This window comes from Vibrio sp. 10N.261.52.A1, assembly GCF_002876325.1.
GTDB classification, from domain to species: domain Bacteria; phylum Pseudomonadota; class Gammaproteobacteria; order Enterobacterales; family Vibrionaceae; genus Vibrio; species Vibrio chagasii.
In genome coordinates this window covers 1-4,792 of record NZ_MCYD01000070.1, presented here as the reverse complement: position 1 = coordinate 4,792, position 4,792 = coordinate 1, and the positions used below count along the sequence as shown (strand labels likewise).

The 4,792-nt window shown below is 46.1% G+C and carries 4 protein-coding genes and 2 pseudogenes; all 6 read right to left on the bottom strand.

Translation table 11 applies throughout. The features are described 5' to 3' along the window. Positions 1-456 (bottom strand): annotated as a pseudogene (locus BCT81_RS01040) (type II secretion system F family protein); the annotation flags it as partial. Further along, positions 453-1,355 (bottom strand): type II secretion system F family protein, encoded by a 903-nt coding sequence (locus tag BCT81_RS01035; RefSeq protein ID WP_102423015.1) that lies wholly within the window; start codon positions 1,353-1,355, stop codon positions 453-455. The gene BCT81_RS01035 and the pseudogene BCT81_RS01040, both read right to left, overlap by 4 nt. Position 1,356: 1 nt before the next feature. Beyond that, the gene (locus BCT81_RS01030; protein WP_063523672.1) at positions 1,357-2,628 is read right to left on the bottom strand and encodes a CpaF family protein; all 1,272 of its coding nucleotides are present in this window, start codon (positions 2,626-2,628) and stop codon (positions 1,357-1,359) included. Continuing rightward, positions 2,625-3,866, bottom strand: coding sequence for a chromosome partitioning protein ParA (locus BCT81_RS01025; protein WP_102423014.1), 1,242 nt, complete (start codon positions 3,864-3,866; stop codon positions 2,625-2,627). Before BCT81_RS01025 ends, BCT81_RS01030 begins: the two co-directional genes overlap by 4 nt. After that, positions 3,866-4,345: a hypothetical protein gene (locus tag BCT81_RS01020; protein WP_102423013.1), complete on the bottom strand. Its 480-nt coding sequence runs from the start codon at positions 4,343-4,345 to the stop codon at positions 3,866-3,868. Before BCT81_RS01020 ends, BCT81_RS01025 begins: the two co-directional genes overlap by 1 nt. Beyond that, positions 4,342-4,792: pseudogene (locus BCT81_RS01015) on the bottom strand (pilus assembly protein CpaC); the annotation flags it as partial. The pseudogene BCT81_RS01015 and the gene BCT81_RS01020, both read right to left, overlap by 4 nt.

Below are 4,792 nucleotides of genomic sequence, written 5' to 3'. Positions count from 1 at the left end.
ACCGGTTTGTACACATACCGACATCATGTCCAGAAGGTAAGGAAGTTGTGCCGAGGTTTTGCTGATCAGCATTTTGCGGCGCATTTGCAACAAGGTATCTGGCACCACAATCACCACAATTAAAGAGACAATCACCACCAGCAATTTGTTGGTCGATGTCATATCTCCCAGCAACACGAGCCCTGAGATGAGGCCGAGAGCCAATACCTTAGCGGGAAAGTAGAACTTCGCCCATTCGGTGTTGTAATAGCCAGCCTCTATGAGTTTCTGTTCAAGTTCATGGCGATGTTCCTTGCCAAATCGAACGAAAAATCGATTCACACGAGAAGGTGGTTTAATGGCATCGCCACCAATGTACATAGCGACTTTCTTTTGTCTTTGGTCGGCACGTACCGATTCGACGATCAAGAAGAGCAGCGAAAAAAACAGCACAATAAGTGCAGCTAATATCATCATGCCCGCACACCTCTCACTAATAGCCAAACGATGAATAAGCCAAAAAGCTCGCTGCCCAAAACGTAAAACAACACCACACGGCCCGACTCGTCATACAAGACATAATTGACGTTGTCGGGATTGATATAATTAAGGATGACCATGAATACCAAAGGTATAGCCGCTACGATCTTGGCTGAAATCCTAGCCTCCGACGTCATTGCCATCTTCTTTTTTTCTAGCGTTCGAGCATCCACCAACACGCGAATCAATCGAGCTAACACCCCTTTAAGCTGTCCGCCTCGCGCAATGTTGGCTCGAATCGTTACGGTAAAAAATAGAAACTCTGGGTATGGATAGTTTTTACAGGATCGTTTAAGCACTACTTCCGGAGATTCACCTAGCTTTAGTCGGTCGCCCATCAATTTGAATTCGCGTCCGATCGGGTTGTGCATCACTTCACCAACATAGCTAATGGCTTGCATTAAACTGTCGCCCGCTGTTACCGCACTCATCAGAATATTCAACGCATCTGGAAAAGTGTTCTCGAAATCTCGACGTCTTCTGGTCACCAAGAAGCGGTAACCAAAAAAGGTAAAAACTAATGCCAATACCGGCACCCACCAAGAGTTAGTCATCGATAACAGGTCAACCACGATGTACCAAGAAGCAACAAGGCTAATCGTTATGTATAGGGCGATATATAAAGTTGAACGTGGGCCAAGCACCATTAAAGTAGGTGAAATCGACTCTTTAAACCTGTGCCAGCTCTGTTTTCGAACTAATGATTTCACATTAATGGCGTTAAAGTTTTCAGCTTCCGCTTCTTCAATATTAAAGAATTGATTGACCTTTTTTACCTTTGAATCCCTTATCAAAAGCAGCACAAAAGAAAATAGAATCAATGAGATCCACAGCATGCTATGCCCCCTTAAAGGATGCGATAAGCTCTTCATAGAGCCCGAAGAATTGCGCTTTTTTCACAAGCTCAGATCGCTGCATGATGCCGTTGGTGACAAACTCCCCTTTCACGTTTTCACCATAGTGAGCATCGTCGTAACGGAAGCGGTAGATCTCCTCCATCACCACGCTATCGCCCTCTAGACCAACGATTTCCGAGATACTAGTAATCTTACGAGAGCCATCACGCAGCCTGTTGACTTGAACTATCATCTGCACGGCACTTACGATCGTTCTACGAATTGCATCCAGCGGCTGATTTAAGTTCGCCATCATCACCATAGACTCAACACGGGCAATCGCATCTCTTGGGGTGTTCGCGTGGAGCGTAGACATAGAACCATCGTGGCCCGTGTTCATCGCTTGCAACATTTCAAACGCCTCAGAGCCACGACACTCACCGAGGATGATTCGATCGGGGCGCATACGCAGTGCGTTAATTACCAAGTCTCGCTGAGTGACCGCTCCTGTTTGCTCTACGCTTGAGGTTCTAGTTTCAAGTCGAACTAAGTTAGGCTGCTGCAGACGCAATTCCGCAGCATCTTCTATCGTGACAATACGTTCATCTTCAGCGATATATTGCGACAGTGCGTTGAGTAGCGTGGTTTTACCCGAACCTGTGCCGCCCGAGATCAGAACGTTGATGCGGCAGCGAGACGCGATCATCAACACTCTTGCCATATCAGGAGACATCGACCCAAATCCAATCAGGTCTTCAAAGCCGATATTCTGCTCTCTGAACTTACGAATGGAGATTGAGGTACCATCTAATGCAATCGGTGGGATCACGATGTTCACACGGCTACCATCTTCTAGCCTTGCATCGACTGTAGGAGAAAGCTCATCGACGCGTCTTCCAACACGTGAGGCAATACGCTTAGCAATAGCCAATAACTGCTCTTCATTCACAAACGAAACTTCGGATTTTTTAACCTTGCCGTGGCGTTCGAAGAAGATGTTGTTGGGCCCATTCACCATGATGTCTGAGATAGACTGGTCTTCGACCAATGGCTGTAAAGGACCAAGCCCAAATAGCTCGTCGATTAAGCTTTTCACCAAACCGGACTTCATCATGGAGGTGATAGGTCTTTGGTAGCTGTTCGCTAATAAATCGACCGCTGCTTGTATCTGAGACTCCAAGTCTTTACGGCTCATTTTCTGAACCGCTTCAGCGTCTAACGCCTCAAAGATCTGGCCACGAAAAGCGAGGTATAAGTCTTTATTCGAACTCATTTAACGCGCACCTTTTTTAACCACGAGTTCATCGTTTTCTGGTCGATCGGTTGTCCATTAATCAACTTGACCAACTGCTCCATAGAGCGACTGATATGACGGTCGTGTTTGTGTCCTCGCTTTCCATCAATGATGATGTGAGCCAACGACTTACAGTAGTCGACTTCGAGATCAACGTTCGCGCCTAAATACTTGGCTAGATCAGGCTTTTGTAAGACATAGGCATTTTGTGGGCGATGGTAGTTAGCGACCGTAATGACGCGAGTACGCGACGATAACGTCAGTTGTAAGCTCTCTATCTTTTCATACAGTCGTTTTGCACTTCTCACCGATGACACCGACGCGTCGAATACCAACACGACGACATCAAAGTTTTCTGCCAAGAGTTGGGGTTCAACTTTGAAGTCCACCGCGCCAGAAAAGTCTTCGATGATGAAGTTAGTGTTTCTTGCCAACAACTCACACAAGGTTTGGTTGTAATTAAGCACGTCGTTTTGGCTCATGTCACCATTGATAGCTAACAAACGCAGGTTCTTACGAGCGCTAGTGAGGTAACTCAATGCCCCCTCTTCATCCATTTCATGCAGTGGCGCGGTAAACTCATCAATGGTTCGTGGCTTAAAGTCTTTTAAACCCAGCAACACATCAATGTTGGTGTCAGCATATTGATGATCGACAAGAATGGTATCTGAGCCTTGTGTCGACAACAGTGACCCGAGCTCAGTAGAGATAAACGACGTGCCCACGCCGCCTTTTGTGCCAACGATGGCAACACGCTTTGCTTTACGTTTCTGACTGACACCAGAGAAGGTTTTTAGGTTCTTACTTACGTGCGTTAAGAAATCTGCGAACTCCTGCTTATTCACAGGCCAGAACACATAATAGAAACCCATGTCTTTGAGAGAACGAAGCGTTGAAATGGCATCTTCTTTGCCAATCACGACCACGCCTTTATGAGTCGGCAGTTTGCTGGCAAAAGCTTTCGCATCTTCCACCACATTACTCGACTCATTAAGCTCTAGAACCACGATATGACTACTTTGTTGCTCGGTGATTTTGGTGATGCCCGCTGTCGCTTTCACACACGCAGGATCATTCCAACCTTCAAAGCGAAACACTTCCTGAACCAGGTTTAAACACTCTTGTGATTGGTAAAACAACGTACACCCAGCGACACCTGTCGAGGTTGCCTGAACTGGCTTGGCCTTCGTTGTTAATGCTTTCGTTAGATCAAACATTATTGTTCTCCTACCAATCTCGACTTGTACGCCACTTGCTTCAATCGCATCGACTCAACGAAGCAATCAGACTGTCTCAAGCGAACATGTATCTGCGCTGGTTTACACGTTTGTGTCTTTAGGCGCGTTAAGGTCACCTGAATATTTAGATCGCTTGGTAATAACTGCGCCTTGCGATAAACCACTCTTTGAGGGGCGATCAAATGGGATGGATACTGCTTAAAGATCCCCTGTAACATCTTCTTGTTAACAGCCGACTTATAATCCACCAAGTAGGTCGCTTCTTTATCCATCGACTCAATCTTGTGTATTAAAACGTCGAGTTGCTTGGTGGTTTCTGCACGGTTTTTAATCTCGAACTTAAAGCTGTGATGCTCTTTGTATACCAGGGCTTCAGAACCATGACCGACAAAATATTGTTCAGAAGCACAGCCGAATAGTGAAATCGCAAACAACGCCATCAATACTAGTTTCTTCATTGGATAAATCCTCCTTGCGACAGCAGACGAATCGTTGCATCAGAAGACGTCACCTCTTTACCATCCCATTTGATGTTCAGCCAACGTGCCAATGTCGATGTTTTCTTGATATATGGCAGTTGAATATCTTTCGGCTTCATCGGCTCCACGAGGTTTACGGTGGCTACGATGATCAATTCGGTGCGTTTTCTTTCAGTGGTTGCTTTTCTAAATGCGGCACCAAGAACTGGAATATCGCCCACAAAAGGGATCTTCTGCATTTTTTCCAAGTCAGCACTGCTCATCAAACCACCGAGAACAAAGCTATCTCCATCGGCCAGCTCCACGGTTGTCATGGCACGTCGAGAGGCCAATTGCGGTACTTTTATACCGGCGGCTTCTACGTAACCCTCAACCTCACTCACTTCCGGTGCTAATTGCATACGGATTTTGTCTTGGCTCAACACT